At 57.0% G+C, this 24,954-nt stretch carries 23 protein-coding genes and 2 pseudogenes; 11 read left to right on the top strand and 14 right to left on the bottom strand.

Going from position 1 to position 24,954, the window contains the following annotated elements:
* Positions 1-23: 23 nt before the first annotated feature.
* The 3 genes from BHE81_RS09655 to aspS are packed head-to-tail and all read right to left on the bottom strand — an operon-like array spanning position 24 to position 3,024.
* Positions 24-764, bottom strand: a complete 741-nt coding sequence (locus BHE81_RS09655; protein ID WP_002911459.1) for a YebC/PmpR family DNA-binding transcriptional regulator — start codon at positions 762-764, stop codon at positions 24-26.
* 27 nt (positions 765-791) lie between these two features.
* Positions 792-1,235, bottom strand: coding sequence for a dihydroneopterin triphosphate diphosphatase (gene nudB, locus BHE81_RS09660; protein WP_002911477.1), 444 nt, complete (start codon positions 1,233-1,235; stop codon positions 792-794).
* Between the two features lies 1 nt (position 1,236).
* Positions 1,237-3,024: an aspartate--tRNA ligase gene (gene aspS, locus BHE81_RS09665; RefSeq protein ID WP_002911479.1), complete on the bottom strand. Its 1,788-nt coding sequence runs from the start codon at positions 3,022-3,024 to the stop codon at positions 1,237-1,239.
* 267 nt (positions 3,025-3,291) lie between these two features.
* Between aspS and BHE81_RS09670 the strand changes: the two genes are divergently transcribed.
* From BHE81_RS09670 to cmoB, 5 genes are read left to right on the top strand one after another with little or no spacing between them, the layout of a single operon-like run.
* Complete coding sequence (locus tag BHE81_RS09670; RefSeq protein WP_004145564.1) at positions 3,292-3,858, top strand: hydrolase; 567 nt, start codon at positions 3,292-3,294, stop codon at positions 3,856-3,858.
* Entirely contained in the window at positions 3,855-4,673 is an 819-nt protein-coding gene (locus BHE81_RS09675) for a DUF72 domain-containing protein (RefSeq protein ID WP_002911483.1), read from the top strand. Before BHE81_RS09670 ends, BHE81_RS09675 begins: the two co-directional genes overlap by 4 nt.
* Positions 4,674-4,725: 52 nt before the next feature.
* Positions 4,726-5,121, top strand: a complete 396-nt coding sequence (locus BHE81_RS09680; RefSeq protein ID WP_002911484.1) for an MAPEG family protein — start codon at positions 4,726-4,728, stop codon at positions 5,119-5,121.
* 39 nt (positions 5,122-5,160) lie between these two features.
* Complete coding sequence (cmoA, locus tag BHE81_RS09685; RefSeq protein ID WP_002911486.1) at positions 5,161-5,904, top strand: carboxy-S-adenosyl-L-methionine synthase CmoA; 744 nt, start codon at positions 5,161-5,163, stop codon at positions 5,902-5,904.
* Positions 5,901-6,905, top strand: a complete 1,005-nt coding sequence (gene cmoB, locus BHE81_RS09690) for a tRNA 5-methoxyuridine(34)/uridine 5-oxyacetic acid(34) synthase CmoB (RefSeq protein ID WP_004151451.1) — start codon at positions 5,901-5,903, stop codon at positions 6,903-6,905. The genes cmoA and cmoB overlap by 4 nt, the downstream gene beginning before the upstream one ends.
* A gap of 81 nt (positions 6,906-6,986) precedes the next feature.
* Here the strand turns inward: cmoB and cutC are convergent, their stop codons facing one another.
* Complete coding sequence (gene cutC / locus BHE81_RS09695; protein WP_004145568.1) at positions 6,987-7,730, bottom strand: copper homeostasis protein CutC; 744 nt, start codon at positions 7,728-7,730, stop codon at positions 6,987-6,989.
* Between the two features lie 76 nt (positions 7,731-7,806).
* Positions 7,807-8,376, bottom strand: coding sequence for a VOC family protein (locus BHE81_RS09700; protein ID WP_110246369.1), 570 nt, complete (start codon positions 8,374-8,376; stop codon positions 7,807-7,809).
* Between the two features lie 235 nt (positions 8,377-8,611).
* On the opposite strand from BHE81_RS09700, the gene argS reads away from it, so the two are divergent.
* Complete coding sequence (gene argS / locus BHE81_RS09705) at positions 8,612-10,345, top strand: arginine--tRNA ligase (RefSeq protein WP_004151452.1); 1,734 nt, start codon at positions 8,612-8,614, stop codon at positions 10,343-10,345.
* 61 nt (positions 10,346-10,406) lie between these two features.
* On the opposite strand, the gene BHE81_RS09710 is transcribed toward argS, so the two are convergent.
* Positions 10,407-11,546, bottom strand: a complete 1,140-nt coding sequence (locus BHE81_RS09710; protein ID WP_004184668.1) for a glycoside hydrolase family 88/105 protein — start codon at positions 11,544-11,546, stop codon at positions 10,407-10,409.
* Positions 11,547-11,550: 4 nt separating this feature from the next.
* Positions 11,551-13,133 (bottom strand): annotated as a pseudogene (locus BHE81_RS09715) (MFS transporter).
* 353 nt (positions 13,134-13,486) lie between these two features.
* Here BHE81_RS09715 and uspC point away from each other — a divergent pair.
* Entirely contained in the window at positions 13,487-13,915 is a 429-nt protein-coding gene (uspC, locus tag BHE81_RS09720) for a universal stress protein UspC (RefSeq protein ID WP_002911500.1), read from the top strand.
* 23 nt (positions 13,916-13,938) lie between these two features.
* Here uspC and otsA read toward each other — a convergent pair whose 3' ends face one another.
* The 5 genes from otsA to BHE81_RS09745 form a co-directional block, all read right to left on the bottom strand.
* Positions 13,939-15,363: an alpha,alpha-trehalose-phosphate synthase gene (otsA, locus tag BHE81_RS09725; protein ID WP_004175414.1), complete on the bottom strand. Its 1,425-nt coding sequence runs from the start codon at positions 15,361-15,363 to the stop codon at positions 13,939-13,941.
* Entirely contained in the window at positions 15,338-16,126 is a 789-nt protein-coding gene (gene otsB / locus BHE81_RS09730; protein ID WP_002911505.1) for a trehalose-phosphatase, read from the bottom strand. Before otsB ends, otsA begins: the two co-directional genes overlap by 26 nt.
* 161 nt (positions 16,127-16,287) lie before the next feature.
* Complete coding sequence (araH, locus tag BHE81_RS09735; protein WP_002911507.1) at positions 16,288-17,268, bottom strand: L-arabinose ABC transporter permease AraH; 981 nt, start codon at positions 17,266-17,268, stop codon at positions 16,288-16,290.
* Positions 17,269-17,282: 14 nt separating this feature from the next.
* Entirely contained in the window at positions 17,283-18,797 is a 1,515-nt protein-coding gene (gene araG / locus BHE81_RS09740) for an L-arabinose ABC transporter ATP-binding protein AraG (RefSeq protein WP_110246371.1), read from the bottom strand.
* Between the two features lie 62 nt (positions 18,798-18,859).
* The gene (locus tag BHE81_RS09745; protein ID WP_004891019.1) at positions 18,860-19,840 is read right to left on the bottom strand and encodes an arabinose ABC transporter substrate-binding protein; all 981 of its coding nucleotides are present in this window, start codon (positions 19,838-19,840) and stop codon (positions 18,860-18,862) included.
* Between the two features lie 361 nt (positions 19,841-20,201).
* On the opposite strand from BHE81_RS09745, the pseudogene BHE81_RS28195 reads away from it, so the two are divergent.
* Both BHE81_RS28195 and BHE81_RS09755 read left to right on the top strand, forming a co-directional pair.
* Positions 20,202-20,297 (top strand): annotated as a pseudogene (locus BHE81_RS28195) (hypothetical protein); the annotation flags it as partial.
* A gap of 434 nt (positions 20,298-20,731) precedes the next feature.
* A complete protein-coding gene (locus BHE81_RS09755; RefSeq protein WP_004175413.1) occupies positions 20,732-21,241 on the top strand; it encodes a non-heme ferritin-like protein in 510 nt (169 codons plus the stop codon).
* Positions 21,242-21,311: 70 nt separating this feature from the next.
* On the opposite strand, the gene BHE81_RS09760 is transcribed toward BHE81_RS09755, so the two are convergent.
* Positions 21,312-21,470 (bottom strand): succinate dehydrogenase, encoded by a 159-nt coding sequence (locus BHE81_RS09760; RefSeq protein ID WP_004148869.1) that lies wholly within the window; start codon positions 21,468-21,470, stop codon positions 21,312-21,314.
* Positions 21,471-21,536: 66 nt separating this feature from the next.
* Here BHE81_RS09760 and BHE81_RS09765 point away from each other — a divergent pair, with 66 nt between their 5' ends.
* Complete coding sequence (locus BHE81_RS09765) at positions 21,537-23,048, top strand: MFS transporter (RefSeq protein ID WP_002911522.1); 1,512 nt, start codon at positions 21,537-21,539, stop codon at positions 23,046-23,048.
* A gap of 37 nt (positions 23,049-23,085) precedes the next feature.
* Here BHE81_RS09765 and BHE81_RS09770 read toward each other — a convergent pair whose 3' ends face one another.
* On the bottom strand, positions 23,086-23,337 hold the full coding sequence (locus tag BHE81_RS09770; RefSeq protein WP_002911524.1) for a DUF2766 family protein: 252 nt from the start codon (positions 23,335-23,337) through the stop codon (positions 23,086-23,088).
* 150 nt (positions 23,338-23,487) lie between these two features.
* Between BHE81_RS09770 and BHE81_RS09775 the strand changes: the two genes are divergently transcribed.
* Positions 23,488-24,909 carry an MFS transporter gene (locus tag BHE81_RS09775; protein WP_110246372.1) on the top strand — a complete coding sequence of 474 codons (1,422 nt, stop codon included), beginning with the start codon at positions 23,488-23,490 and terminating at the stop codon, positions 24,907-24,909.
* Positions 24,910-24,954 lie beyond the last annotated feature (45 nt).

The following is a 24,954-nucleotide window of genomic DNA, read 5'->3' on the forward strand; positions in this document are numbered from 1 at the left end:
GGTTAACCGTGGATGCGGCTGCATCACAGGGTGGCTGCGACCTCGTCGGAGATCTCGCCGTTATGGTACACTTCCTGCACGTCGTCGCAGTCTTCGAGCATATCGATCAGACGCAGCAGCTTCGGCGCCGTCTCGGCATCCATATCCGCTTTGGTGGACGGAATCATTGAGACTTCGGCAGCGTCGGCTTTCAGGCCGGCGGCTTCCAGCGCGTCGCGCACGGCGCCCATCTCTTCCCAGGCGGTGTAGACGTCGATGGCGCCGTCGTCATAGGTCACCACGTCTTCTGCGCCTGCTTCCAGCGCCGCTTCCATGATAGTGTCTTCATCGCCTTTCTCGAAGGAGATAACGCCTTTCTTGCTGAACAGGTAGGAGACGGAACCGTCGGTGCCGAGGTTACCCCCGGTTTTGGTGAAGGCGTGACGCACTTCCGCAACGGTACGGTTACGGTTGTCGGACAGACATTCCACCATCACCGCGGTGCCGCCAGGGCCGTAACCTTCATAAATGATGGTTTCCATGTTCGCGTCTTCATCGCCGCCGACGCCGCGCGCGATGGCGCGGTTCAGGGTGTCGCGAGTCATGTTGTTAGACAGCGCTTTATCAACGGCCGCACGCAGACGCGGGTTGGAAGCCGGATCGCCGCCGCCCAGACGCGCGGCGGTGACCAGCTCGCGAATGATTTTCGTAAAGATTTTACCGCGTTTGGCATCCTGTGCCGCTTTGCGGTGTTTGGTGTTGGCCCATTTACTATGACCTGCCATAAAAAACTCTCCAAAAAGCGCGCCCTTTCAGGCGGCGTTAATTACAAATTCTTCAATCGCCTGCCGGTTGCTCCACGACTTGGTCAGCGCAGCGGCTTCCGTCGCGCTGACCCAGCGATAGGCCAGATGTTCGGTGAAAGTAATCTCCCGCTCATGAGGCAGCGCAAGACAGAACCAGAATTCCGTATTGCGCTCTACACCCGGCGCATAGCGATGACGCAAATGAGAAAATATCTCGAACTCCACCGTGCGCTGACAGTCGATTAAGGTCAGTTGCTCGCAGGCAACGTCAATGGCGACCTCTTCCTTTACTTCACGCGCGGCGGCCTGCAGCGCGGTCTCTCCAGCTTCCAGGCTGCCGGTGACCGACTGCCAGAACGCGGGATCGTCGCGCCGCTGCAACATCAGCACCCGTTTCGTATCTTCGGCGTAAATCACCACCAGCACCGAAACGGGCAGCTTAAATGACATATTACTTGTTCTCCAGAGACGCTTTTGCCTCTTTCTCCACAACCTGAATACCCAGCTCACCGAGCGCCGCCGGATTGGCGAAGCTTGGCGCTTCGGTCATCAGGCAGGCGGCCGCAGTGGTTTTCGGGAAAGCGATAACGTCGCGGATGTTATCGGTACCGGTCAGCAGCATGGTCAGACGGTCAAGACCGAAGGCCAGACCTGCATGCGGCGGCGTACCGTACTTCAGCGCATCCAGCAGGAAGCCGAATTTCTCACGCTGTTCCTGTTCGTTAATGCCCAGAATACCAAATACGGTCTGCTGCATCTCGCCGCGGTGGATACGCACCGAACCGCCGCCGACTTCATAACCGTTAATAACCATATCGTAGGCGTTGGCTACAGCCTCTTCCGGGGCGGCTTTCAGCTCATCCGCGGTCATATCTTTCGGCGAGGTGAACGGATGGTGCATCGCCGTCAGGCCGCCTTCGCCGTCGTCTTCGAACATCGGGAAGTCGATCACCCACAGCGGCGCCCATTTGCTCTCGTCAGTCAGACTCAGGTCTTTACCCAGCTTCAGACGCAGCGCGCCCAGCGCGTCGGCCACTACTTTCTTGTTGTCGGCGCCGAAGAAGATCATGTCTCCATCCTGCGCGCCGGTGCGGTCAAGGATCGCTTCCACGATTTCAGCGGTCAGGAATTTGGCCACCGGGCTGTTGATCCCGTCCATGCCTTTGGCACGCTCGGTCACTTTAATATAGGCCAGCCCTTTCGCGCCGTAGATCTTCACAAAGTTGCCGTATTCGTCAATCAGCTTGCGGGTCAGAGAGGCCCCGCCCGGGACGCGCAGGGCCGCCACGCGCCCTTTCGGATCGTTGGCCGGGCCGGCAAAGACCGCGAATTCCACAGACTTCAGCAGGTCGGCGACGTCCACCAGCTCCATCGGGTTACGCAGATCCGGTTTATCGGAGCCATAGCGACGTTCGGCTTCGGCGAAGGTCATGATCGGGAACTCGCCCAGGTCGACGCCTTTCACTTCCAGCCACAGCTGACGCACCATCGCCTCCATGATCTCACGCACCTGCGGCGCGGTCATAAAGGAGGTTTCCACGTCGATCTGGGTGAATTCAGGCTGACGGTCGGCACGCAGGTCTTCATCGCGGAAGCATTTGACGATCTGATAGTAGCGATCGAAGCCGGACATCATCAGCAGCTGTTTGAACAGCTGCGGCGACTGCGGCAGCGCGTAGAATTTGCCTTTGTGCACGCGGGAAGGCACGAGGTAATCGCGGGCGCCTTCCGGGGTGGCTTTAGTTAGCATCGGGGTTTCGATGTCGAGGAAGCCATGGTCGTCCATAAAGCGGCGCACAAAGCTGGTAATTTTCGCGCGGGTTTTCAGGCGCTGCGCCATCTCCGGACGACGCAGGTCGAGGTAGCGGTATTTCAGACGCGCTTCTTCGGTGTTGACGTGATTGGAGTCCAGCGGCAGCGATTCTGAGCGGTTAATGATCGTCAGATCGGAAGCCAGCACTTCGATAGCGCCGGTGGCCATGTCCGCGTTGATGTTTTTCTCTTCACGCGCGCGAACGGTGCCAGTGACCTGAATGCAGAACTCATTACGCAGTTCAGAGGCTAACTTCAACGCATCCGCACGATCCGGATCGAAAAACACCTGAACGATGCCTTCGCGGTCGCGCATATCGATAAAAATGAGGCTACCGAGATCGCGACGGCGGTTGACCCAACCACACAGAGTCACCTGCTGCCCAACGTGGGACTGTCGAAGCTGTCCGCAATATTCTGTACGCATGAGATATCCCTTAACTTAGCCGTCGGCGGATTGTCGTCTGCCCTGCAGGCGACGAGGTCGCAGCTTTAGCTGATGTCACAACTGAATGAAAAAAGGCGGCTATTATACTGGAAATTCTGTCGTTCGATAAGTCCGACGCACGATGTACGCTGCTTTGCTGCGCGCTTAACGTCCACACTCACATAAATTAACAAAATTTGTTACTCTTTTGCTGAAGCCGCAAAGGTATTGTAGCCGCCTGACAACAGATGAAGATACGGGGATACCATGTTAGAACTCAATGCAAAAAACACGGCGCTGGTGGTAATCGATCTGCAGGAAGGCATTCTGCCTTTCGCCGGCGGCCCGCATCGGGCTGACGAGGTGGTGGCGCGCGCCGCTCGCCTGGCAGACAAGTGCCGGCAACAGGGTTCGCCGGTCATCATGGTCCGCGTGGGCTGGTCGGCCGATTTCGCCGAAGCGCTGAAACAGCCTGTCGACGCTCAGGCCGGGGCGCATACGCTGCCCGAAAACTGGTGGACCTACCCGGCCACGCTGGGTAAGCAGGAGAGCGATATCGAAGTGACCAAACGCCAGTGGGGCGCGTTCTATGGCACCGACCTTGAGCTTCAGCTGCGCCGCCGCGGGATCGACACCATTATTCTCTGCGGCATCTCCACCAACATCGGCGTCGAATCCACCGCCCGCAATGCCTGGGAGCTGGGTTTTAACCTGGTCATCGCTGAAGATGCCTGCAGCGCCGCCTCCGCCGAGCAGCATCAGGGCAGTATGACGCATATTTTCCCGCGCATCGGCCGGGTGCGCAGTACCGAGGAGATCCTCACGGCGCTATGATTTATATTGGGCTTCCCCAGTGGTCGCACCCGAAATGGGTGCGCCTTGGCATCACCAGCCTTGAAGAGTACGCCCGCCACTTTAACTGCGTGGAGGGCAACACCACCCTGTATGCGCTACCAAAGCCGGAGATTGTCGCCCGCTGGTACGAACAGACTCACGATGACTTCCGCTTCTGCTTCAAATTTCCGGCCACCATCTCGCACCAGGCCGCCCTGCGCCATTGCGACGAGTTAAGCAGTGAATTTTTTGCCCGCCTGGCGCCGCTGGCCTCGCGCATCGGCCAGTACTGGCTGCAGCTGCCGGCGACGTTCGGTCCTCGCGATCTCCCCGCGCTATGGCATTTTCTCGACGGACTGCCGAAGGATTTCACCTACGGCGTCGAAGTTCGTCATCCCGAGTTTTTCGCCAAAGGGGAAGCGGAACAGCAGCTCAACCGCGGGCTGCACGAGCGTAACGTCAACCGCGTGATCCTCGACAGCCGCCCGGTCCATAGCGCTGCGGCCACCAGTCCGGCGATGATCGATGCCCAACAAAAGAAACCGAAGGTGCCGGTACATGCGGTGATGACCGCCCGACAGCCAATGGTGCGCTTTATCGGCGGTGACGATATGGCCCATAACCGGGAACTGTTTCGCGTCTGGCTTCAGACCCTGGCGAAGTGGCATCAGTCGGGGACCCCGTGGTTGTTCCTGCATACTCCGGACATTGCCTTCGCCCCGGCGCTGGTGGATACCCTGTGGGGTGACCTGCGCGCTGCCCTGCCGGCGGCAGGAAATGCGCCGTCGATTCCGCAGCAATCTTCTCTTTTCTGATATCCTGCTATCATATCCGGAGCCATCTGCCAGAGTTAAAGGGAGTTTTCGTATGGTCAGCGCGCTGTATGCCGTTTTAGGTGCGTTATTGTTAGTGAAGTTCTCATTTGACGTGGTGCGTCTGCGCACCCAATACCATGTAGGCTACGGTGACGGCGGCTTTAGCGAGCTGCAGGTTGCCATCCGCGTTCACGGCAATGCCGTCGAATATGTGCCGATTGGCCTCATTTTGCTGTTATTTATGGAGATGAACGGCGCTCAGACCTGGATGGTGCACGTTTGCGGGATTTTATTGATTGTCGGGCGACTGATGCACTCCTGGGGCTTTCATCACCGCGTCTACTACTGGCGCCGCTCCGGCATGAGCGCCACCTGGTGCGCGTTGTTGCTAATGGTGCTGGCCAATCTCTGGTATATGCCCTGGGAGTTGGTTTTCTCCCTCCGTTAGCGCACAATACGCCGTTTTCGTTTTTTCGGGTTTAACGTTATGTCTCACCGCGATACGCTTTTTTCCGCGCCGATTGCCAGCCTCGGCGACTGGACCTTTGATGAACGGGTTGCTGAAGTCTTCCCCGATATGATCCAGCGTTCTGTGCCCGGCTACTCCAATATCATCTCGATGATCGGCATGCTGGCCGAGCGCTTCGTTCAGCCCAACACTCAGGTTTACGATCTTGGCTGTTCGCTGGGCGCCGCCACCCTCTCCGTGCGCCGCAATATTAGCCATCCGGGCTGTCGCATTATCGCTATCGATAACTCGCCCGCGATGGTGGAGCGCTGCCGTCGCCATATTGACGCTTATAAAGCGCCGACGCCGGTCGAAGTGATTGAAGGGGATATCCGCGACGTGACCATTGAAAACGCCTCGCTGGTGATCCTGAACTTTACTATTCAGTTCCTTGAGCCGGGCGATCGCCAGGCGATCCTCAATAAAGTCTATCAGGGGCTGAATCCGGGCGGCGCGCTGGTGCTCTCGGAAAAATTCAGCTTCGAAGACGCCCACGTTGGCGAACTGTTGTTCAATATGCATCATGACTTTAAGCGCGCCAACGGCTACAGCGAACTGGAGATCAGCCAGAAACGCAGCATGCTGGAAAATGTGATGCTGACGGACTCTGTCGAAACCCATAAAGCCCGCCTGCGTCAGGCTGGGTTTGAACATGCCGAACTGTGGTTCCAGTGCTTTAACTTTGGCTCGCTGGTGGCCGTGAAAGCCGGGGAGCAGGCATGATCGACTTCAGTAACTTCTATCAGCTGATCGCCAAAAGCCCGCTGTCTCACTGGCTGGAGACGCTGCCTGCCCAGGTAGCCGCCTGGCAGCGCGATGCCCTGCACGGCAAGTTTCGTGAATGGGAGCGCGCCGTAGAATTTCTGCCGGAGTTAACGCCCTGGCGTCTGGATCTTCTGCACAGCGTCACCGCCGAGAGCGAAACGCCGCTCAGCGAAGGCCATCAGCGGCGGATCGAAAATCTGCTTAAAAACCTGATGCCGTGGCGCAAAGGCCCTTATTCGCTGTACGGCATCAATATCGATACCGAATGGCGATCCGACTGGAAATGGGAGCGCGTTCTGCCGCACCTGTCCGATCTCACTGGCCGGACTATCCTCGACGTGGGCTGCGGCAGCGGCTATCACATGTGGCGGATGATCGGCGCCGGCGCACATCTGGCGGTCGGTATCGATCCCACCCAGCTGTTCCTGTGCCAGTTTGAAGCGGTGCGTAAGCTGCTCGGTAACGACCAGCGGGCGCATTTGCTGCCGCTGGGCATCGAGCAGCTGCCGGCGCTGGAGGCCTTCGACACCGTGTTCTCGATGGGGGTGCTCTACCACCGCCGCTCGCCGCTGGACCATCTGTGGCAGCTGAAAGATCAGCTGGCGCCAGGGGGCGAGCTGGTGCTGGAGACGCTGGTGGTTGAAGGAGATGAAAATACGGTGCTGGTTCCGGGCGACCGCTATGCGCAAATGCGCAACGTCTATTTTATCCCCTCGGCGGCGGCCCTGAAAATGTGGCTGGAGAAGTGCGGGTTTATTGACGTGCGCATCGTCGACGCCTGCGTCACCTCGACAGAGGAGCAGCGACGCACCGAATGGATGACGACCGAATCGCTGGCCGATTTCCTCGACCCACAGGATCAGCGCAAAACGGTGGAAGGCTATCCGGCGCCATTACGGGCTGTGATCATTGCCACCAAACCGGAAACCCAGCAGTCGCTGGCGAAAAAAGCGAGATAAAAAAAGGCCCCTGTTTAATGGGCAGGGGCCTGGTACGGGCAATCATCATATTGGGCGACATGATGTGCAGCAAAAAACCGTTTAACTTCTCCAGGCGGAGATAATCCTTTTCATCTCCGCCACCGCTGCGCCATTCACGGCGTAGCGTCTGTATTCATCGGCATCGGGATCGGCTGACATCGAAACGCCCGGATGACGAAAGCGCATTTCCGACGGCAACCAGTGACCAGCCGAGCTATGGACCTCTTTCACCCCCGCCTGCAGAAACAGCGGCAGGTTCGCGGCGCGGACTCCCGCACCGGCCATAATGATTGGAGTATCCCCTGCGGCAATAAGTTCCGTAATTAATGAAATACCTTTCTCCGCCGAGGATTGTTGACCGGAAGTCAGGATACGTTTGACCCCCAGCTCACCCAGCGTTTTCCAGGCCTGACGCGGGTCGGCGCACAGATCGAACGCCCGATGAAAGGTCACCGCCAGCGGCCCCGCCGCGGCCATTATTTTTTTCATCCGCGGGATATCGACCTGGCCATCAGCATCCAGCACGCCGGTCACCAGCCCGGGGAAGCCCAGATCCCGCACCATGCGAATATCGTTAAGCATCGCGGCGAACTCTTCCTCGGTGTAGCAGAAATCGCCGCCGCGCGGGCGAACGATCGGATGCACCGGGAGAGTAATCGCCTCGCGGGCCGAGACCAGCACCCCATAAGAGGGGGTTAATCCCCCTTCCTGCGGCGCGGCGCAGAGCTCAATACGATCGGCGCCGCAGCGCTCAGCCTCCCGGGCGCACGCCATGCTGTAGCAACACACTTCCAGTACCGCCATTCCTCTCTCCCTGATCCAGACAACCTTTGCAGCATGTCACGATTTCACGCGGCAGACGCCGCGCGGCTTCACACTGTTACGTATCGGCTTGCTCGCTGGCGACGATTTGTTCAATAGACCACGGATGAAATTTGACCGTCACGCTGCCGTCGGTCACCGCCAGGGTGGGGTTCGGCAGGCGCTCATGCTCCCCTTTCGGCGAGCTGGTTTTGACCACGATCCCCGGCTGGCTGAGTCCGTCATCGGCCAGCAGCGCCAGCGCGCGGGCATTTAAGGTTGCCGGATCGCCGGGCAGGACGATTTCGATATGCTCCCAGCCTTCATGGGGATAACGCTTTTCACCCGGCCACGGCAGCTCAACGATATGGAAGCGCCAGTGCGCCACGCAGACCGGCTCCGCCAGTTTGAACAGGCAAATGGGCCGGCCGTTGATCATATTCTCCGACAGCAGGGTGCCGCACTGCTCCAGACCGCGGCGCCAGCGTTCCGCAGTGGTATTCTGATGACAGCGCAGGGAGATATGGTCGGCGTCGAGCCCGGCGATCTCCAGTCCCAGTCGCGCAGTGAAGCGCTGAAGCGCATCGGAAAATCGCGGGAGATCCGCCGTAATATCGGCCAGTTGTTCATCTTGCTGCCAGTTTGCCATGGGTTTGCTCGTCAATAATGCTCGTCAGTAATGAAAAGGTAATTTACCGTGTTTCGGCCTGCGGACCAACCGCCGCCCCGCTGATGGGCAACTGACCGGCGATGGATTGCGCACGCCGGCGCGCCGCGCGCAATGCTGACGGACGGGGACAAATGCAGTATACTCCCGCCCTAATTTGTCCACATTATGGCGCCGCCTCCCTCGGGGGCAGGCGCATTACACGTAAGGTATTCCGGTGAATATTCAGGCTCTTCTCTCAGAAAAAGTCAGCCAGGCCCTGATCGCGGCAGGCGCGCCTGCCGATTGCGAACCCCAGGTCCGCCAGTCAGCAAAAGTTCAGTTCGGCGACTATCAGGCCAACGGCGTGATGGCTGTCGCCAAAAAGCTGGGTATGGCGCCGCGACAACTTGCAGAGCAGGTACTGTCTCATCTTGACCTCAACGGCATTGCCAACAAGGTTGAAATCGCCGGGCCGGGCTTTATCAATATTTTCCTCGACCCCGCGTTTCTGGCGGACAACGTCAACCGCGCGCTGCAGTCTGAGCGCCTGGGCGTCACGAAACCGCAGGCGCAGACTATCGTCGTCGACTACTCGGCACCCAACGTAGCGAAAGAGATGCACGTCGGCCATCTGCGTTCGACCATCATTGGCGATGCTTCAGTCCGTACCCTGGAGTTCCTGGGTCATAAGGTGATCCGCGCCAACCACGTCGGCGACTGGGGCACCCAGTTCGGGATGCTGATCGCGTATCTGGAAAAACAGCAGCAGGAAAACGCCGGCGAAATGGCCCTGGCCGACCTCGAAGGTTTCTATCGCGAAGCGAAAAAGCACTATGACGAAGACGAAGCCTTCGCCGAGCGCGCGCGCAGCTACGTGGTTAAGCTGCAGGGCGGTGATGAGTACTTCCTGCAGATGTGGCGTAAGCTGGTCGACATCACCATGTCGCAGAACCAGATCACCTATGATCGCCTGAACGTCACCCTGACCCGCGATGACGTGATGGGTGAGAGCCTGTACAACCCGATGCTGCCGGGGATCGTCGCCGATCTGAAAGCCAAAGGGCTGGCGGTTGAGAGCGAAGGCGCTACCGTGGTCTTCCTTGATGAGTACAAAAACAAGGAAGGCGAACCGATGGGCGTCATCATCCAGAAAAAGGATGGCGGCTACCTCTATACCACCACCGATATCGCCTGTGCGAAGTATCGCTATGAAACGCTGCACGCCGACCGCGTGCTCTACTACATCGACTCTCGTCAGCACCAGCACCTGATGCAGGCGTGGACCATCGTGCGCAAGGCAGGCTACGTGCCGGACTCCGTGCCACTGGAGCACCATATGTTCGGTATGATGCTGGGGAAAGACGGCAAGCCGTTTAAAACCCGCGCCGGCGGTACCGTGAAGCTGGCGGATCTGCTGGACGAAGCGCTGGAGCGCGCCCGTCGCCTGGTGGCCGAGAAGAACCCGGATATGTCGGCTGACGAGCTGGAAAATCTGGCGAAAGTGGTGGGTATCGGCGCGGTTAAATATGCCGACCTGTCGAAAAACCGCACCACCGACTATGTCTTCGACTGGGATAATATGCTGGCGTTCGAAGGCAACACCGCGCCGTATATGCAGTATGCCTATACCCGCGTGCTCTCCGTGTTCCGCAAAGCCGGCATCGACGAAAACGCGATGATCGACGCGCCGGTGGTCATCGCCGAAGATCGCGAAGCTCAGCTGGCCGCGCGCCTGCTGCAGTTTGAAGAGACCCTCTCCGTGGTCGCTCGCGAAGGGACGCCGCACGTGATGTGCGCCTACCTCTACGATCTGGCGGGCCTGTTCTCCGGCTTCTACGAGCACTGCCCGATCCTCAGCGCGGAAAGCGAAGAGACCCGCAACAGCCGTCTGAAGCTGGCGCTGCTCACGGCGAAAACCCTCAAGCTGGGTCTCGATACCCTCGGTATCGAAACCGTCGAGCGTATGTAACAAGCAACCCGGCGAAAGCCGGGTTAGTTTTATTCGGCGCCTCGCCAGCGGGGCGCCCTGCTCAGAAGTACTTGCGTAGATACTCCGTCAGACAAAGGATCGCCATCGCCTGACCGTAGGGCATCGAGGTAAGCGGGATCTGGCGATAAAAGTCGAGGTCTGACCCCATCCCGGTGCCAAATGAGGTCTGCAGCAGCTCCCCCTGCGGCGAAATATTCTGCACAATTCCGCGAATCGCTTTTTCAGCCACCCCGGCGTAGTGCTGCCCGACGTAACGCTTGCGCACCGCTTTGAGAATGCCGTAGGCAAAGCCGGCGGTCGCCGAGGCCTCAAGATAAGAGTGCGGGTCGTCCAGCAAGGTATGCCACAGGCCGCTGTCGTCCTGGCATTTTGCCAAGGCGGCAATCTGTGCGTCGAGGACTGTAATCAGATAGCGCCGTACCGCGTTCCCCTCGGGGAGATCCACCAGTTCCAGAAAATCCGGGATCACCATGGTGAGCCAGCTGTTGCCCCGCGCCCAACGCGCCCGGGCAAAGTTATGCCGCCCCTCATAGTTCCAGCCGTGAAACCACAGCCCGGTCTCCCGGTCCATCAGGTTCTGCACATGGAGCAGGAACTGGTAGGTTGCCTCCTCCACATACTGCGGGCGGTTAAGCAGCTTGCCAATTTTGGCTAACGGCAACACGGTCATCATCAGCGTGTCATCCCACATTTGCTGATGGTTCTCCTCCGCCAGAGTCATGTGCTGCATACCGCCCTGCTCGGTGCGCGGCATCTCGTGCATCGCCCACTCCGCCCAGCTCTCCAGCCACGGCAGATACGCCATACGGCCGGTCTCTTCAAAGCGGTAAGCCAGGGTCAGAAACGGGGCCATAGTATTGACGTTTTTGGTCGTTGCCCCCTCGGCGAAGCGGTCGGCAAACCAGCGATCGATGATATCACGCATCTCGATATCGCCGGTTTGCTGGTAATACTGATAGATGCCGTACAGCCCAACGCCGTGGGTCCACTCCCAGCCGGCCCAGCCTTTGGTATCGATCACGCGCCCGTCATCCAGGCGTAGTAAAAATTGCCCGCTCTCATCCTTAATATTCACCAGGTTTTGCGTCACGTTGCGGATCAGCGCCTGCAGTTCGCTGCGGGCGATAAAACGCTCAGGCTGACGCAGTAATGGGCTATGTTTGACCGGCCAAACTTTCATGTTGTTAACCTCGGGTATATGTCGAATTCAAAGCGCCGCCCTTAATGAGCGCCGGGGCAGCAGGTTTATGACGATTCAGATAGCCAATATTGTTATTGCCCCACAGACAGTCGTAAGGCATCCCCGCCAGCAGCTCGACCACCGCGCGGTGTTCCGCACTGGTCTGTTCCGACTGAGCGTAGCCGAGCTCGCGCATTCTGAGGGTCTCGCTGCGCAGGACGCTGTGGGTGTGCAGGTTGAGCTTGAAGCGCAGCGAGACGAGGAAGCCGCAGGCTAACACCACCAGAGTGCCGACGCTGAGGATCAGCAGAATGGTATGGCTGACCCCTTCAGGCTGTATTTTTTGCCCGGAAACAAACCCCGACAACTGCATAATGATCCCCACCAGCATCACCGCCCCCGCCTGCGAGGCTTTGCGGGTCAGGGTCATGATGCCGGCAAAAATCCCCTCCCGGCGCTGGCCGGTGATCGCTTCGTCGACGTCGGCAATATAGGTGTAGGTATTCCACGGTACGTAATTTATCCCGCCGCGTCCCAGTCCGGCGACAGCAGAGATGAGCAGCAATAAGGAATAGACGTCGCTCAGTCCGGCGTAATAGAGCAGCGCGTAGGAGAGTGAGCTCAGGCCAAACAGGACCACCACCATGCGGTACGACGGCGCGGGGCCAAAACGAATGCACAGCGGGATCATGGCGATTACTGCAATAAACTGGAAGATGGCCATCGTCCCCAGCAGGTTCGAGGCGACGGCGGCTTCCTGCATCAGAACAAAGACCACGTAATAGGTAAACACGGCATTGAAGACGTCCTGGGCGATATAGCCCCCAGATACATGCCGAGGTGCTGGCGGAAAATTTTTATCCGCAGCGTAGAACTCAGCTCAATCACCAGGCGATTGAGGCTCTGAGCAAGGGTTAAGTTTTGTTTTTCCGCTTCCGCCCGCAGGGCCGCTTCCGACCACGCCTCCCGCGGTCGTTCCCAGGTGAAACACCAGACCAGAGTCAGCATCACCGCGCACAGCACCGAGAACACCAGACTGGCATAGAAGAACGAGCTGGCATTATCTTTGCCGAGCCAGGAGAGAAGGATCCCCGGCAGGAAGGAGGCTAAAATCGCCGACATCTGCGCCATCGAAATGCGCGCGCCGGAGAATTTGGTTTTCTGTTTAAAGTCATCGGTCATCTCCGGCACCAGCGTCTCATAGGGCACCAGAATCATGGTATAGACCATATCAAACAGCAGATAGGTCGCCAGGTAGTACCAGAAGCCCATCTCGCCGACCCACATCGCTGAATAGCTGAATACGCAGGGGATGCCGAGCAGAATAAAGAATTTTCTGCGGCCGAAGCGCTTACCAAGCCAGGTGGTGCCAAAGTTATCGGTGAGAAAGCCCATCAGCGGGCTTACCACCGCGTCCAGCACGCGGGCGGCAGCAAAAATAAGCGTGGCCTCAATCGGGGTCAGTCCGCAAAAGGTCGTGTAAAAGTAGAGCAGCCATGCGGCGGTTAACGCCGTCGTGCCGGCGCCGAGAAAATCGCCCGCGCCGTAGGCCAGATAGTTAGCCAGTCCAATTTTTCGTGTTTTCATCGCCGTGATCCTGTGTCTTTTTTTTAAAAGAACGCCGACAATCGTTCCGGATTTGCCACCGGAAGGGAGTGGGTACCTGGCTACACTAAAAGCTGTGAAAGGAGGTTACCTTTGTACTTTTGCCACGGAACAGTCGCCGGTGGCAAAATGACAAAGAGATGACGTCGCCACTTCACTCATTTATAAAACAGCATTTCTTTTTAATCAAAAGAGAGGTTCATTGATGTGATCTGGTTGGAAGGTCGCCGACTAACGAACAGGCTCGCAAATCCCGGGATCGGCCCTTGCGCAGTCGGGGAAACAGGAGTAAAGAATGGAAGAAAGGGTTATTCCGCGTATCTCAAGGAGGCCAGATGCCTTATACCCATCTGCTGGTTGCCGTCGCGCCAACGCCGGAGAGTCAGGTATTAATTAAAAAAGCGGTGTCGATTGCCCGCCCCGTTAACGCGAAGGTGAGCTTAATCACTCTCGCTACGGATCCGGAGCTGTATAACCAGTTCGCCGCACCGATGATGGAAAATCTGCGCGAAGTGATGCAGGAAGAGACGCGGGAGTTTCTCAATGAGCTGGCTCGCCACGCGGACTACCCAATAGAAAGAATGACCATCGCCTGCGGCGAGCTAGGCCATCATATTAAGGACTTCTGCCGCTCGCACCGTGTTGATCTGGTGATCTGCGGCAATCACAACCATTCCCTCTTTTCACGCGCCACCTGCTCGGCGAAAAGTATCGTCGGCAGCTGCGGCGTTGATGTCCTGTTGGTTTCCCTTGAAAAGGGCTAACGCCGGTTAGCCCTTTTCCTGAACTAGGCCAGTTTAGGGAAGGTGGCTATCTTCCCCCGCAGACGGCTCTCCTCGCTGCGCGGTGAAATATGCTGCAGATCCTCGACAAAGCGCGCCTGCCAGTTATGAATATCATTTTCTCTGATCACGTCCAGCATCGCTGAATGACGGGCGATACGTTCCGCCAGCGGCATGCTGAGCGCGCGATCCAGCGCGGCGGCAACCTCGTCGCGATCGTAAGGATTGACGATCAGGGCGCTGGTCAGCTCCTGCGCCGCCCCGGCAAACTGCGACAGGACCAGTACGCCAGGGTTATCCGGATCCTGCGCCGCGACGTACTCCTTCGCCACCAGATTCATACCATCGCGTAGCGGCGTCACCAGCCCGACGTCAGAGTAGCGGAAGACCTTCATCAGCAGCTTACGATCAAAATGCTGATTCAGATAGTAGAGCGGTGTCCAGCCAAGCTGACCAAACTGTCCGTTGATGCGTCCGGCTGCGGTTTCCAGCTGGTGGCGGATATCCTGATAGGCCTGCACATCGCCGCGGGAGGTCGGCGCGATCTGGGTATAACGGATTTTGCCGTGGTGCTGAGGGTACTTCTCGAGCAGCGTCTCGTAGGCGAGGAATCGCTCCGGCAACCCTTTCGAATAGTCAAGACGCTCCACGGAGAAGATATTCTTCACATTTTTCAGCTCGTTCTTCAGCTGGGCCAGCTTCGGCGGCAGCGGACCTTTAGCGTTGCGCGTAATTTCGTCCGGATCGATCCCTATCGGATAAACCTCGGTACTGAACGCCTTACCCCATGCCTGATAGCGTTTATCGCCGAGGTCGGATAGGCGAGTCTGCATAGCAATGCTGTCGAGAAAAGCGGTTCTGTCGCTTTCGGTCTGGAAGCCCAGCAGATCGTAATCGCACAGTTGCTCCAGCAGCTCAGCGTGCGGCGGCAGAGCGTTAAAAATCTCCGGCGTCGGGAACGGAATATGTAAGAAAAACCCGATGCGATTGTTCACCCCGCGCTTACGCAGCTCGCTGGCGAAGGGCAGAAGATGGTAATCATGGATCCACAGCGTATCGTCTGGCTCAATCAGCGGCAGAAGCTTGTCCGCCAGCATGGCGTTAACCCGCAGATATCCCTCCCAGGCTTCGCGCTGAAAGCTGACCAGATCAAGACGATAGTGGAAAGCCGGCCACAGCACGGCGTTAGAGAACTGGTTGTAGTATTCATCATGGTCCCGTTCATTAAGGTTGAACGACGCCCAGGAAATATTCCCGCGGGAGACCTGCTTGAGCGGCTGCTGGTCATCGCCAATCTCGCCGCTCCAGCCAAACCACAGACCCCCCGCCGCTCTCAGTGCCCCCAGGATGCCGACGGCCAGACCGCCAGCGCTCGATTTTTTATCGTCCGGTAAGGCGATACGGTTAGAGACTACGACTAAACGACTCATGGTCATCCCTCCTTTCGGTTTGCGCGTCATACGCCAGATGTTGCAACCACGTCCTTACAGCGGCGGCATCCGCCAACCGCCAGTGCGCCTGAGTTTCCCCGGCGCCAACTTTTACCGACATTCCCTGCAGTTGATTAACGACGCTGAATCCCGCCTCGTCGGTCAAATCATCGCCGACAAAAACCGGTTCGCGGCCGGCGAATGGCGCCTCCTGCATGAACGCGGTAATCGCCTCCCCTTTGTTGACGCCGCGGGGTTTAATCTCCACCACGCACTTGCCAAGCTGTAACGCCAGCAGCGGATAGCGCTGAACAATCCGCTGCGCCAGCTCCAGCACGGCGCTCTGCTGCTGCGGGGCCTGGCGATAGTGGAGCGCGAAAGCCATCTCTTTACTCTCCAGCTCACATCCCGGGAGCGCTTCCAGCGCCGACGTCAGCTCAGCCGCGATCTCATCGCGCAGCGCTGTCGGCAGAGAGACGATGTAGGTTTTACCATTGATATCACGGCGCTCGGCCCCGTGAACGCCGGCCAGCGGTAGCCGCCAGGGATGGGTTAGCGCGTCAAGTTCAGCCATTGAGCGCCCTGAAATCAATGCCACCGCGCCCCCCTGCTGCTGGGCCAGCGCATTGAGCGCCTGCAGCGTGCTGTCGGGTATCACCACCTGATCGGGGTGCGGTTGGATATCGGCAAGAGTACCGTCGAGGTCAAAGAAAAAAGCGTAGTTTCCGGTTAGCGCAGGCGGTACAGATATCTGGTTATCCACCCTGTTTCCTCCTTATCATGGCCAGCCGAAGCTGGTTGTTAATTATATGTGAGCCATGTAAGTATAGACAGTGTGACCAACCTCGCCATTTTTGATAGTTACCGCCAGCGAAACGGGCGCTGGCGGCAATTACTCTGTAAACTAAAAAGTTCGGTTTAAATTCAGGCCGCACGTTTGGCTTTTTGTTTGTAGCGGTCGAAGATCACCGCCGCCAGCAGGATCACCCCGCGCACGACGTATTGTGAGAATGGCGAGATATTCAGCAGGTTCATCGCATTTTCCACGGTTCCGAGGATCAGGATCCCGGCCACCACGTAGGAGATCTTGCCGATCCCGCCCTTCAGCGACACTCCGCCCAGCACGCAGGCCGAAATAACAATCAGCTCATAGCCAATCGAGGTCATCGGCTGGCCGCTGGTCATCCGCGACGCCAGAATGATACCCGCTGCGGCCGATACCAGACCGGAGAGCACAAAGATAATAATCTTGGTGCGCACCACCGGGACGCCGGCAAGGCGCGCCGCCTCTTCATTGCCGCCAATAGCCAGCGTATTACGGCCAAAGGTGGTTTTGTTTAGTAATAATCCGAAAACCACCAGGCAGGCGACGGTCAGCCAGATCGGCGCCGGCAAACCAAACCAGTTGGCATAGCCGAGGGTGAAGAAACGTTCATCTTCGATCCCCACCGCTTTGCCGTCGGAGATAATATAGGCCAGGCCGCGGACAATCTGCATGGTGGCCAGCGTGGTGATCAGCGCGTTGATCTTAAGGCGCGCAATGACAAAGCCGTTAACCAGACCACTAAGCGCCCCCAGCAACAGGCCTGCGGCGATCCCCAGCCACAGGCTTTCGCTGAGATTAATCACCACCGCGGTGGTGACCCCGGCGCAGGCGATAACCGACGCCACCGACAGGTCAAAATCGCCGGAGGCCAGGCAAAACAGCATGCCGCAGGCCACCATCCCGGACATCGAGATCGCCAGCCCCAGCCCTTTCATATTGACGAATGAAGCAAAGTTGGGCACAAAAATCACACAGCCGATAAACAGCACCGCAAACACCACCAGCATGCCAAACTGATCCCAGATGCGGGCAAAGCTAAAGGTTGAGCGGGTAGCCCCGGACGTAGTCACTGATGACATCATTTACTCCTTACTCAGGCGACAGCCTGGCTCACTGTTGGCATCGCAAGGCTTAACGCCTGCTGTTCATTGGCTTCTTCATGCAGCAGTTCGCCGGCGATTTGTCCTTCGCGCATCACCACGATGCGGTCAGCGACGCCCAGCACTTCCGGCAGGTCGCTGGAGGCAAACACCACGGCGACACCGGAGGCGGCGAGGCCATAGATCACATTGTAAATTTCATGTTTGGCGCCGACGTCGATGCCGCGGGTTGGCTCATCAAGCAGGATCACCTTCATCTCTTCCGACAGCCAGCGGCCAAGGATCGCTTTCTGCTGGTTGCCGCCCGACAGGTTCATAATCAGCTGTTCCGGGCCCGGCGTTTTAATATTCAGCGACTGGATATGTTGATCGGCGTTGTCCGCCTCCCAGGCGTTGTTGATCAGGCAGCCAGCGTGAATATGCTTGCGCCGGGCGCTGATATTGATGTTATCGCGCACGGAATGCACCGGAATAATCCCCTCCGCTTTACGATCCTCCGGGCACAGCATCATCCCGGCCTGGATGGCCTGGGCCGGTTTGCGAATGGAGACGGGCTGGCCATCGATATACACCTGACCGCCGGTTATCTGCGTGCCGCCAAACAGGCCTTTCATTAGTTCGCTGCGCCCGGCACCCACCAGTCCGAACAAACCGACAATTTCACCGCTGCGCACCGAGAGACTAACCGGCGTGCGCACGCCCGGCGCTTTGACCTCCTCCAGGCGCAGCCGCTCCTCGCCATAGGAGCGAGGCTTCCAGCCATAAATATCGCCCAGATTGCGGCCTACCATCGCCTGGACCAGGGCGTCGTGGCTGACGCTCGGCATATCGTCAAAGGTGCAAACGTAGCGGCCATCTTTAAAGACGGTGATGGCATCGCTGAGGGCAAAAATCTCTTCCATCCGGTGTGAAACATAGATGATGACCCTTCCCTCCTCCCGCAACTCGCGGATGACGCGAAACAGGTTGTCGATCTCTCTGGCGGAGAGCGAGCTGGTCGGCTCATCGAACGCGATAATCTTGGCGTTACGCGCCAGCGCTTTGGCAATCTCCACCATCTGCCATTGACCAATGGAGAGATATTTCAGCGGCGTCTCCGGGTCGATATCCAGACCCAGATGCTCCAGCTGCAGGCGGGCCTCATAGTTGAGCAGCGAGCGATTGACTATGCCGCCTCTGTGCGGCAGCTGACCGAGATAGATATTTTCGGCGACGGTCATCTCCGGGATCAGATGCAGCTCCTGGTAGATAATTGCCACGCCGGCATTCAGCGCCTCCATGGTATTGGCGAATGCCATCTGCTGGCCGCCGATCTGCAGATGGCCCGCGGTCGGGATATAGTTGCCGCTGAGAATTTTCAACAGCGTCGATTTGCCTGCGCCATTTTCGCCCATCAGCGCGTGGATCTGTCCTGGGTAGCAGTCAAAACTGATATCGGACAAGGCCTTTACGCCAGGGAACGTCATGGTGATGCCGCGAAATGAGAGATAAGGGGTAGACTGTTGCATAACGACTCCGCTCTTCTGCACTCAGCCCCCGCGCCGCGGCGGGGGCCAGTTTAATCAGGCTGTTACAGCCCTTTTTTCGCCAGCTCTTCTTTGAAGTTATCGCGGGTAATCAACACCACATCGGTCACCGCCGTGAACTTCGGCGGCTCGACGCCCTTGGTGACCCAGTTGTAGAGCATTTCGCTGGTTTTGTAGCCGTGGATATCCGGGCTTGGCAGCAGAGAACCATAGAAGCCGGTCGGCTGCGCCTTCGACAGTTCGTTAACGGCATCCACGCCGTTGATGCCGATGCCAATCACATCGGGAGCTTTAAAGCCCTGACCTTCGGTCGCGCGCACGCCGCCGAGGACGGTGTTGTCGTTCATCCCGACGATCAGCCAGTGTTTAACCTGCGGATGCTGGACCAGCATCGAGTTACCGGCGTCGAACGCTCCCGGGATATCGTTGGATTTTGTCGGCACGCGGTAGATTTGCGCGTCCGGGAAGCCGGCCGCCTTCAGGGCATCGATGGAGCCGGTGGTGCGACGGCGCGCGGTATCCAACTCATCGGCGGTGATCGCCATTACGGCGGTGTCTTTGACATCCCAGCCGCGCTTTTGCATCTCTTTATAGAGTTCCTGCCCCTGACGGGCGCCAATTTCGCTCGCCGCCATCATCACCAGCGGTACGCTCTCCATCGGTTTGCCTTTCGCATTGACGAACTGGTCATCGACGGTAATCACCTTCATGTCATAGCCACGCGCTTTGGCGACAATCGCCGACCCGAGCTTGGGATCGGGGGTACAGATGACAAAGCCCTTCGCGCCGCTGGCCGCCAGGCTGTCAATGGCATTCAGGGTTTTCTCCCCATCCGGAACCGCAATTTTAATAACGTCAAAGCCTAAATCTTTTCCTGCTTTATCAGCAAATTTCCACTCAGTCTGAAACCATGGCTCTTCCGGCTGTTTAACCAGAAAACCCAGTTTAAGATTTTCCGCCATAGCTGATTGTGACATAACTGCAGCGAAACCAATGGCCGCCAGCGCTTTAGTAAATTTGTGCATGGTAAACTCCAGCTTTAATTCGCTTTCATGTAGGGAAAAATCGGAATTAACAATTTAATCGGCATCAAAACAAGGCATTAGAAAAATCGCATTCCCCACTGCCGTTGTTAGAGTAGTAATACCCGGAAATTATTTCTCCATACGAGAGCATTATCACATCGCGGAATTACAGTAATTGCGTACATACATTTAGCAAAAAATGACATAAAAAATGACACAATTGTCATACAATTTTACCGGGGCATAGCAGGATCATCTATACCATCAGCAGGCTTATCCTTGTGTTGTCAGAGGATGTTTAACGGTGGGTTACAGCACTGTTATCATCAGCGATTGACGGCGTTGCTGCGGGCGATCGCCTGTGCGCCACTCAAATGGCAACCCACCTCGCACCGCTGAGCCACATGGCCCGCTTAATATCGCGAAAAAACGGATCTTTGGCGTAATTTATTCCGAATAGAAAAAATATATTCCTCTTGATAAAAGCGCCTGCAACAAAAAATAAAAATAATGATCATCAACCTGAAACATTACTAATGAAATAACTTATTCCGTTCTCTTCTACGACGAATCTCGTAGTCAAATACTTATATCTTATAACCAATCTGAAACCAGCGAGCCCCTGCCAACGGCGCACAATCTCAGCCCTGGTAGTTTGCACAAATAATGGTGTAACAAAACGTAAATTACCGCGCTTGAGAGTTTTCTTAATTTCGTTGAGCGAGTATTCTTAAATCGTCGGCAAATGGAAAAAATACCCGACTCATACGGAATGTGTAGAGTTTTATTATTCTGCAACAGTGCCGCGTGTCACTATTTTATCTTGTAGTTATCCGCAGGATCCGCTGACGCGCACCAGTAACCCCTTCCCGGTTAATAAGGATATTTTTTATGGCAGTTCCAGGAATGGCACAAAAGCTAAACACCCAAATGAATCTTGAGTTTCACGCCTCTAACGTTTACCTGAACTTAAGTGAGTGGTGCGCCCGACATCGCTTCGACGGAGCCGCGACGTTTCTGCGCACCCGCGCGCAAAGCAGCATCACCCTCACTATGCGCGTATTTGACTACCTGAAAAAAGCCGGCAGCTGGCCGATCGTCAATCCCGACCACGCCTGTAACCCTGAGTGCACCTCGCTGGAAGATCTGTTTACCCAAACCCTGAGCGATTACCAACAGCGCAGTCGTCTGCTGAGCGGTCTCGCTCAGGAAGCCAAAGCGCAAAGCGATGACAGCACCTGGCGGTTTCTCACGCTGTTGGCGGAAGAGCAGCAGCAGGATGGCCTGCTATTGCAAAGCGTGCTTGAGGAAATTCGTAATGCCGATAAAGCCGGTCTCGGGATGGAGCAGACCGATCGGCGTCTGATGGCTATCGTTGGAGAAGCGCAGAAAGCGCATTAATCAAGCCTTTATCGCTCTGCCAGGGGGAGCGCGTCTGCGCTGCCCCGCCCGGTTTATTAATCCATTACGTCTATTTTTTCTCCCCTATTATTCCTTTCAAGAATAAAAAAGTTTTAACTCGATCCCATTCCCTCATCACCGTTACCCCATAAGGGGGATTAGTGAGCGCGGTCACTTTTTGACGAACCATAAAGAAATATAAAAACAGTGTTTCAAAAATATAAAACACGAGGTTTATTTTTTTATGGCTAGATACACGGCTTCAGCCTCTGAAGGGCTGCAGGGAAGACCGATCTTGTTACGCCATCAGTTAGCCTACGGCGGCGGAAATCTGTTAGGGAGCGGCGCACTGGCGATAAGCGGCGCATGGCTACTCTATTTTTATACGACCTTTTGCGGCCTGACGCTGATCGAGGCCTCATTTATCTTCTCCGTCGCCAGCATCATTGACGCTATCAGCAACCCGCTGATGGGCTATCTGACGGATAATTTTGGCAAAACGCGCTTGGGCAAGCGCTTCGGCCGCCGGCGTTTCTTTCTGCTAATCGGTATTCCGCTGATGATGTTCTACCCGCTGCTGTGGGTGGAAGGCCTGAGTTTCTGGTACTACCTTAGCACCTATGTGGTGTTTGAGATCATCTACACCTCTATCATGGTGCCTTATGAAACGCTGGCGACAGAGATGACCGATGATTTCTCACTGCGTTCAAAACTGACCGGCTATAAAGCTATCTTTGGTAAGCTGGCCAACTTCCTCGCGGCGTTTATTCCCGGCCAGTTCATTCTGCTGTATGGCAAAGATTCTGCCACCCCTTTCTTCCTCACCGGTCTGACCTATGGCGCGATCCTGATCGTCGCTATTTCCTGCCTGTGGTTGTGCAGCTGGGAGCGTGAGCGCGGGGAAGAGGTGGAAACCAGCGCGAAAAAAGGACTGCTGAGCACCCTGCTGTCGCTGGCGAAAGATATGCGTTCGACTTTTTATCTACGCGTATTCCGCAAACATCTTGGTATGTACCTGTGCGGCTTTGGCGCGGAATGGCTGTTTGCCTCCATCTTCACCTATTTCGTGATCTTCGTTCTACAACACGATCCAGCGATGGTGGCCGGGCTGAACAGCCTGAACTCGATTCTGCAGCTGATCTCTACGGCGCTGTTTATCGGCCTGTGCGTGAAAAAGGGCTTCAGCAAACCCTATATCCTGGCGCTGGGGATCGTCATTTTCGCGGTTCTGCTGTATACCTCGCTGTGGTTTTTCCATCTACCGTCCGGCCTGGCGACAGTGCTGATGTTCGGCATTACCGTGCTGTTCGGCCTGGGTACCGGCGGGGTTTACTATATACCCTGGACCGTTTACACCTTCCTGGCCGATGTCGATGAGATCTACACCGGACGCCGGCGGGAAGGGATCTATGCCGGCGCCATGACCTTCTCGGGAAAAATTCTGCGCTCGATTGTGGTGTTCTCGATGGGGGCGATCCTGAGCTTCTACGGTTTCCAGTCAAAAGCGCACAGCCAACCGGAAAGCGCGGTGACCGCTATCGCAGTGGTATTCTGCGTCGGGGTGATCGCATTAGCCCTGGCCGCCATCGTCTTCAGCAAGCAGATGAAGCTGGACCGGAAGGCCCATCTGGTGGTGCTGCAGGAAGTCGCGCGGATAAAAGCGGGCGGCAAAATTAGCGATATTGCGCCGGACGTGCGGGTTATCGTGGAGGATCTGGTCGGCCATCGCTACGAAGAGTGCTGGGGCAACAGCAAATTGTTCAAAGATGCTGCCCCTGCGCCTGCGCAGACCGTCGTTTCCCATTAAAGAAGAAGGCCCCGCCGGTATCCGGCGAGGCCTGGTATTAATGCGTTTCTTCCTGTGGAGTAAACTTCAGCTCAATCAACGCGATCGCTTTTTGCACCGCGCGAAGGGTCACCGGATCGGCAGAAGCCGGATGGCTGGCGAAGTCGATAGCTTTCAGCTGAGTGGTCATTTTTTCACGCACTTCCACCGGCGCAATGACGTCAATGACATCGAGGATCTGTTTGATAACCAGCTGGCAGGCAACCACATCGGAAACCAGCTCGTCGTGTTCGGTAAGATGTTGAGACATTAATTACTCCTTTTTTCAGGAGCGTAATAGTACCCTAAATCGTTAACGATAATAAAACCTGCCGTCGCAGGTTTTTTTATCTACCCTACTGGCTGGCGGGTCGTCTCCTGCCGCTTTGCACAGGATCACACTCTTGATGGCAGTGACAACATGAATACCGCGATCTCTTCCCGCGATGAACGTGCTTTTTCAGCGCCGGCGCTGCTGGTGGCCGGTGCCTTTTTTATGGAGTTTCTCGACGGGACGGTGATCGCCACCGCCCTGCCCGATATGGCGAGGGATTTTGGCGTCACCGCGGTCGAACTGAATATCGGCATCAGCGCCTATCTGATTACCCTTGCGGTCCTGATCCCGGCCAGCGGCTGGATCGCCGATCGCTTCGGCGCCCGGGCTATTTTTACTCTCGCCCTGGCGATCTTTACCCTTGCCTCGGTCTTCTGCGGCCTCTCCACCGAGGTGCATATCTTTGTCGCCATGCGTATCCTTCAGGGAGTCGGCGGCGCGCTGATGGTCCCCGTTGGTCGCCTTGCGGTGCTACGCACCACGCCGAAACACCAGCTGATCAAGGCCATCGCCACCCTGACCTGGCCGGCGCTGGTGGCCCCCATTATCGGCCCGCCTTTGGGCGGCTTTATAACCCGCTACGCCAGCTGGCACTGGATCTTCTTTATCAATGTCCCGCTGGGCCTTGCCGCCATCATCCTTTCGCTGCGCATTATCCCTGATATTCGCGAAACGGAACGGCGCTCCTTCGATCTCAGCGGATTTATCACTACCTCGGTCGCGATGGTCAGTCTGGTGACCGCGATGGAGCGGCTCGGCGATCGCCAGCCGCAGATCTGGCCGACGCTGGCTCTCGCCGCGCTTGGCTTCGGCTGTCTGTTATATTCCATTCGTCATTTCCGCCGGGCGGCGGCGCCTATGGTTCGTCTCGACGCCCTGCAGGTGCCGACGTTCCGGGTGACAATGTACGGCGGCTCGTTGTTCCGGGCCTCCATCAGCGCGGTGCCTTTTCTGCTCCCCCTACTGTTCCAGGTGGGATTCGGTATGGATCCTTTTCATTCCGGCCTGCTGGTGCTGGCGGTGTTTGTCGGTAATTTAACCATTAAACCCGCCACCACACCGCTCATTCGCTGGCTGGGCTTTCGTCGGCTACTGCTGATCAATGGCGCGTTGAACGTCTGTTCGCTGCTGGCTTGCGCGCTGCTTACGCCGCAGACGCCGGTCTGGGCCATCATGCTGATCCTTTATCTCGGCGGGGTGTTTCGCTCAATCCAGTTTACCGGTGTAAGCACGCTGGCCTTCGCCGATGTCCCCGCCGCGCAGATGAGTGATGCTAATACGCTGTTCAGTACCGCGTCGCAGCTGGCGGTAGGGCTGGGGATCACGCTCGGGGCGATTGGCATTCGCCTGGGCGAGCAGGTCGGCGACTGGCTGCATCTTACTGAACTACCGGGGATCAGCTTCCGCCTGTCGTTTGTGTTTATCGCCTTGATCTGTCTGGTAGGGATGATCGACAGCCTGCATCTGGCCAAAACGGCCTGCAGCAGCGTGTCGGAGAAGAAGAAATAGAAGAAAAAATAAACGACGGAAGGGCCAGCGGCGCTGGCCCTGATG

The sequence above is a fragment of the Klebsiella sp. AqSCr genome (genome assembly GCF_008452795.1).
Taxonomy (GTDB): Bacteria; Pseudomonadota; Gammaproteobacteria; order Enterobacterales; family Enterobacteriaceae; genus Klebsiella; species Klebsiella pneumoniae.

Excerpts from the sequence above, each read along its gene's own strand:
- BHE81_RS09775 (WP_110246372.1), top strand. The coding sequence starts at position 23,488 with ATGAATACCGCGATCTCTTCCCGCGATGAACGTGCTTTTTCAGCGCCG.
- BHE81_RS09745 (WP_004891019.1), bottom strand. The coding sequence starts at position 19,840 with ATGCACAAATTTACTAAAGCGCTGGCGGCCATTGGTTTCGCTGCAGTT.
- cutC (WP_004145568.1), bottom strand. The coding sequence starts at position 7,730 with ATGGCGGTACTGGAAGTGTGTTGCTACAGCATGGCGTGCGCCCGGGAG.
- uspC (WP_002911500.1), top strand. The coding sequence starts at position 13,487 with ATGCCTTATACCCATCTGCTGGTTGCCGTCGCGCCAACGCCGGAGAGT.
- BHE81_RS09755 (WP_004175413.1), top strand. The coding sequence starts at position 20,732 with ATGGCAGTTCCAGGAATGGCACAAAAGCTAAACACCCAAATGAATCTT.
- BHE81_RS09680 (WP_002911484.1), top strand. The coding sequence starts at position 4,726 with ATGGTCAGCGCGCTGTATGCCGTTTTAGGTGCGTTATTGTTAGTGAAG.
- nudB (WP_002911477.1), bottom strand. The coding sequence starts at position 1,235 with ATGTCATTTAAGCTGCCCGTTTCGGTGCTGGTGGTGATTTACGCCGAA.
- BHE81_RS09700 (WP_110246369.1), bottom strand. The coding sequence starts at position 8,376 with ATGGCAAACTGGCAGCAAGATGAACAACTGGCCGATATTACGGCGGAT.
- BHE81_RS09770 (WP_002911524.1), bottom strand. The coding sequence starts at position 23,337 with ATGTCTCAACATCTTACCGAACACGACGAGCTGGTTTCCGATGTGGTT.
- BHE81_RS09670 (WP_004145564.1), top strand. The coding sequence starts at position 3,292 with ATGTTAGAACTCAATGCAAAAAACACGGCGCTGGTGGTAATCGATCTG.
- araH (WP_002911507.1), bottom strand. The coding sequence starts at position 17,268 with ATGTCATCAGTGACTACGTCCGGGGCTACCCGCTCAACCTTTAGCTTT.
- BHE81_RS09655 (WP_002911459.1), bottom strand. The coding sequence starts at position 764 with ATGGCAGGTCATAGTAAATGGGCCAACACCAAACACCGCAAAGCGGCA.
- araG (WP_110246371.1), bottom strand. The coding sequence starts at position 18,797 with ATGCAACAGTCTACCCCTTATCTCTCATTTCGCGGCATCACCATGACG.
- cmoA (WP_002911486.1), top strand. The coding sequence starts at position 5,161 with ATGTCTCACCGCGATACGCTTTTTTCCGCGCCGATTGCCAGCCTCGGC.
- cmoB (WP_004151451.1), top strand. The coding sequence starts at position 5,901 with ATGATCGACTTCAGTAACTTCTATCAGCTGATCGCCAAAAGCCCGCTG.
- otsA (WP_004175414.1), bottom strand. The coding sequence starts at position 15,363 with ATGAGTCGTTTAGTCGTAGTCTCTAACCGTATCGCCTTACCGGACGAT.
- aspS (WP_002911479.1), bottom strand. The coding sequence starts at position 3,024 with ATGCGTACAGAATATTGCGGACAGCTTCGACAGTCCCACGTTGGGCAG.
- BHE81_RS09710 (WP_004184668.1), bottom strand. The coding sequence starts at position 11,546 with ATGAAAGTTTGGCCGGTCAAACATAGCCCATTACTGCGTCAGCCTGAG.
- BHE81_RS09675 (WP_002911483.1), top strand. The coding sequence starts at position 3,855 with ATGATTTATATTGGGCTTCCCCAGTGGTCGCACCCGAAATGGGTGCGC.